This window comes from Priestia sp. 53B2 (assembly GCF_056099005.1).
On record NZ_JBLZXA010000045.1, the window covers coordinates 1 to 5042 of the forward strand.

The 5042-nt window shown below is 34.8% G+C and carries 4 protein-coding genes; all 4 read right to left on the reverse strand.

All coding sequences use genetic code 11. From position 1 onward, the window contains the following. Positions 1-502 precede the first annotated feature (502 nt). Positions 503-1081, reverse strand: a complete 579-nt coding sequence (locus ACN6NE_RS30735; protein ID WP_223272423.1) for a MarR family transcriptional regulator — start codon at positions 1079-1081, stop codon at positions 503-505. 235 nt (positions 1082-1316) lie between these two features. After that, a complete protein-coding gene (locus ACN6NE_RS30740; protein WP_474329365.1) occupies positions 1317-1826 on the reverse strand; it encodes an HTH domain-containing protein in 510 nt (169 codons plus the stop codon). A gap of 975 nt (positions 1827-2801) precedes the next feature. Beyond that, on the reverse strand, positions 2802-3041 hold the full coding sequence (locus ACN6NE_RS30745; RefSeq protein ID WP_474329367.1) for a hypothetical protein: 240 nt from the start codon (positions 3039-3041) through the stop codon (positions 2802-2804). A 1093-nt stretch (positions 3042-4134) separates the two neighbouring features. Next, positions 4135-4647, reverse strand: coding sequence for a DUF3967 domain-containing protein (locus ACN6NE_RS30750; RefSeq protein WP_474329368.1), 513 nt, complete (start codon positions 4645-4647; stop codon positions 4135-4137). Positions 4648-5042 lie beyond the last annotated feature (395 nt).

The following is a 5042-nucleotide window of genomic DNA, read 5'->3' on the forward strand; positions in this document are numbered from 1 at the left end:
TTTGGGGTGGCGCGCTGGCTAGGGGTTCGGGGACTAGTCCCCGTTTGTGTCTCTTATCTTTAGAAAACAGAAATTTAGGACGGCTGCTCTGGCGGTTCGGCAGGTATAATTGCTAACACAAGCCGATCATCATTAACTTCGTTTTGGGTATGGTCGGCTTGGCGAAATAACCAAACCTGCCGAAATTTGAAATACAAGGAGAAAAGAGTGGAGATTTTTTAAGTGATTTTCTTAAAAAATACTACTCGAACCTTGTATGGAAAATAGCCATTATGGGTTGTTTTTTCTAACGAAAAAAATATAAAAAGATCCTTGCAATTCTATCAGCGAATTGCTATTTAATAGAGAGTGAGAAGGCAGTAGGTACATAAAAGCCTAAAAACCCTTGATATGAAAAGGTTTTTAGGCTTATTCATATGTATTGAGTTCAAGACAGTTTAGTATTGAACTCAATACATATGAAATTGAGCAAGAAACAAAAAAATCTCCTAAAAGGAGATTTTTAAGTCAATCTTATCGGTAAATTTTTTAATTCTTTAGATCTTTTTTTAAACATAGTTTGTAGAGTTTCATTTATGTTGTCACGATCTCCACATAAAATAATGTTTGGATTTATATATAAGGCATACATCTTAGCATTAAGACCATCTCTACCTGATTCAAACTTTCCCATGATTCCCTTTTCTATTAATTGTTTTATTAGTCTATTAGCATTAGTTCGACTCATTTTTAAAGCTTCTGCAAGCTCTGTTTGAGTCATTGGAATTTGTTCTTTTGCTTTTATATCTTGTACTAAACAATTTGAACGGAATCCAATAAAACCTAAAATTTTATTTAAAAACATAATCTCTTCATTTTTCAAAATTTCGTTTTGAATTAAATAGAGCCAGTTTTCTTGAATAATTTGAGCAAATTTTGCTTTATTTTTTACTTTTTTTTCAGGTACTAATTTCATTTTTCCTGCATTTGCTTTAGCTTGCAGTTGATTTGCTAAATCTAATTCTTCTTGTGTTAACACCTTTGAATTATCAATATCTCTTAATCTAGCTTTTCTTTCGGCTGCTTCTAATGCTTTTTCCAACTTTAATTCCTCCATTTTTTTGTGGAAGAAATTAACCTTATTGTGTTAGAATACATTTATAAAGTTATGTAGTTGAAGGTTAATTCCTTCTTAATATTTTTTTAGAAGAAGTCCTCCGAGTCCGCGAAAACTTGAGGGCTTTTTCTTATGTCTAATTTTCTACCAAATCTTACATTTTTGCAAACCCTATTTGTCAAATAACAAAGAAAACTCACCTTGAATGTAGGTGAGTTTCTTAGTCTAACAATCCTTTTTCTTTAAAGACTTTTCTCAAAGCTTCATTTACTAATTCAGATTTATAACTCTTAGGAACTCGATCAATAATACTTAAAACATCATCGTCAAAGTAAAAACCTCGATACACTCTTTTTGAACGATCATTTGGATTCTGTAACAAGAGATCAATTGCATCTATTTTGCTAGAAGATGTACTAGCTTTTAAAAAGCTAGCGCTAGTACTTTCACTTTCATTCACATAGCTCGTACTAGCTGCTACTTCGCTAGTAGCTAGCTTTTGTTCTGCTGGCATTTTACTGTTTTTAGAGATAAGGGTACTAAAATCAACATCTAAAGGTTCTGATTCTTCTCCAACATAGCGATAAATACTTTCCTTACTGTCCCATTCATAGCCTAATTTCTTAATCTTCAATTGAATGGTACGAGTGCTTACACCATACTGATCAGCTAATTCTTTAATGGTGATTTCCTTCATCATAATTCCATTTAACATTTTTTTTACCAGCATCCTACTAGCCCCCCATTTTCGTTTTAAGAGTATAGTACTAGTATTCAAATGCAACATGATATTTCCTGCTATTACTTTTCTTACTTGTTAACATAAAACACTTTTTCGGAACCCCCATTAAAAGTAATTTATACTCAGCTCTTATACAGACGGATAATTAAGAGTATTTTGAGCAAACTAATTACATGTAGAATTTCTAAAAGAAACCCACCTCTGACAAATCAGGTGGGTTTTTCTTTTCGATACATAAGTTATTGATAACTTGAGCAAACTACTCAAGATGTTGTGTAGCATCATCCAAGAGTAATTTCATATATCTAGAAGAAAAACCTACTGATCTCTGTCCAGTAGGTTTTTCTGTTTTTAAGTTGTATACTCCATTTAAGACTATATTAGTTATATACCTCATTATATTTTCATCATATTTTCACTTTTCTTTTTTATAATGTACTTTGTAAAAAGAAAACTAATCTGTTCATCAAATATAAATATTAAAAATCGTACGATTAGTTAAGCTCACTTTGCTAATCGTACGATTTTTGACTATGTGAACCATGAGAAATAAAAAGATACTTGTTCAAAGCAGTACATAGTACATACCTAACTCTTCTCAAACAAAAACTACTTTTTCTAAATGAATAAATTTATTTAGAAAGAGTAAACTACTCAGGACGCCGTGAGGCATCAGTCCTTTAATCAAATAAATGTAGCAGAAAAACTCCCTACGGAAATAGGGAGTTTTTCTGTTTTTAACCTGTATATCGTATACAAAGTTAGTTAACATAATCACTCTTTCCGGTACACATCACAAAAAAGAACCCTTGTCGCAGAACGGTTCCGCCGAGGGTTCTTTTTCCGGAGTATGCAGCTTTTTATACATCCTTGATAGATCAACACTTTATCAGAAGTTAAGGGTTAATAAGATGCATAAAAAGCGCACCTTTTATACATATGCTTGTCTTAGAAAAATAGTCTTTACCCAAATAACAATGCAAAGACTATAAAACCAAAAGCAAGAAATACAACTCCTAAAACTATTGAAAACATATTAAGTAACCATCTATTGTTAGATTTAACAAACCATAAAACAGCAACCGTTATCATTAAGTATTTTGAAACGGTTTCGTTAACATGGAAAACTTCAGGTAAAACGTAAATTGATAAATAAAGACCAAGAGCTAATATTAAAGAGTTCCTAAGCAAAGTTCTGATCATGACGCTTACTCCTATTTTTTACTAGATTGTATCATATTTCTCCTGTTTTTCTTTCTATTTGCCTGTACAAGCCCTTTTTTTGTTTTCCTATGTTTTTCCTTCTCAATCGTTAAATCGTCGCTCAGAGAGCTTATAAGAGGTCCATACTGCTAATCTAGCTCTCTTTTAACCTCATGTTTGACTCTTTTCTTTTGTTCAGGTGGAAATTCACGTACGAGCTTCTGGAGCATTTGTTTTTTCGCACTTTCGTTAGTTATGTTTTTGAATCGTGTTTGTCGGGAACTTTTGTACGCGGATAATCCCATATTTGGCCATCCCTCAATCCCCCATTTCGACCACTGTACTTGGGTCTAGCATACCACAATTTGAGATTTGGTGTAACTCACTACACCAATTTTTCATCTTCGATAAAATTGGGAGCGCGCTCTACGAGGTGGGCGGTCGGAATTCCGACCTGTGTTTGGCTCCGCCAAAATGAAAAAAGACATCCTTCACGGATGCCCTTTTTCATGAAGACCGTGGACGCCGTCCACCACCTGTAAGGGGAACTCTTCCCCTTAACCCCATCTAAAAAACTCCCCCAACCCCCTCACTTTTTGAGGGGGCTCCCTCGCCGGTTGGCGTCAAACAAACGGGGTTGTTTGAGTGCCCAAAGGGTTTGGGTCTTGTGAATCTATCAACTCCTTAAATTCTCGACCTGACGGTCTTGCGATTTACCGTTGACAGATACCTATATTTATATTTTTTACCAACAAAAAAAGACATAAATAGTTACCCTTTTTGTTAAAATTGAATTAAAAAATTAGGAGATTTCCATGAATAATAAATTAGAAATACAAGTATTCTTTATTGCTTTTCTTATCTTCGGAATTATTGTCTACATGGTAACTGCAGAAACAGCAAATAGTTATCATACATCTAGAGAGTACTCAATATTTAAATCTTATTCCGCTAGCGAAGACAGCTACTAGATATAACATACATAGCACTAACAAAGACCGCCCATTATGTATCAGTGTATAAGGCGGTCTTGATTATATGTATGCTACATGTTTATTCCCAAATTCCCGACATTATTCCCCATGAAATTACATTACTTCCAAAACTCCCACCACTTCTTTTTTTCTTCAGCAGCAGCAAGTTGTTTTCTTGTCTCTTGGATTTCACGTATATGAGTCATACTTTGATGATCCATACGTTCTACAAGCTTTTTATTAAACTCCATTTGTTCATTCAATTGTTTTTTTATCTCCTCAAGACTTTGAGCCATATCATCAATTTTATCTTTGAATTCATGGGCTTGCACAGCCATTTGTGCTGGTTGCATGGGGGGCGTCCCTGTACGTGTGCCATAGCGTTCCACTACTTCTAAACAAGCAGTTTCTTTAGTTTTTCTTTGAACTTTTACAAGTTGTTTAAATAACTGTAAAGCTTTCAAGTCATGATCGGTAAATGCACGGCTATCATTCTCTCCCTTAATGAACTTATAACCTGTGGCCTCCAATTGAATACACCACTTTCTCAAAGTGCTATCAGATATCTCTAACTTCTTCGCTATCTCACCAGTCCAATAAGCTGGCTCTTGGCCAAGTTTCGCTTCTGACATATCGTTCCCTCCCGTGCAATTATAATTATATAAATAGTTATACTTTATATCTCAAATATCCTTTAAACAATAACAAAGAACGCCCCCCATGCACATTCTTTTAACCATGCATGGGGGGCGTTCTTATACGATAAATCCTATTATATCAAGGTTTTAATGCTAATATGTTTTTTGAACTTTTATTCATAATTAAAACAAGTGCATGCCCCCCATGCAACCAATTTCCATTCGATGCATGGCAATCGTTCATACCCGTTTCCCCGTTCGTTTTGGGGTGGCGCGCTGGCTAGGGGTTCGGGGACTAGTCCCCGTTTGTGTCTCTTATCTTTAGAAAACAGAAATTTAGGACGGCTGCTCTGGCGGTTCGGCAGGTATAATTGCTAACACAAGCCGAT

Coding starts and splice junctions, on each gene's coding strand:
- ACN6NE_RS30745 (WP_474329367.1), bottom strand. CDS start 3,041: ATGATCAGAACTTTGCTTAGGAACTCTTTAATATTAGCTCTTGGTCTT.
- ACN6NE_RS30740 (WP_474329365.1), bottom strand. CDS start 1,826: ATGCTGGTAAAAAAAATGTTAAATGGAATTATGATGAAGGAAATCACC.
- ACN6NE_RS30750 (WP_474329368.1), bottom strand. CDS start 4,647: ATGTCAGAAGCGAAACTTGGCCAAGAGCCAGCTTATTGGACTGGTGAG.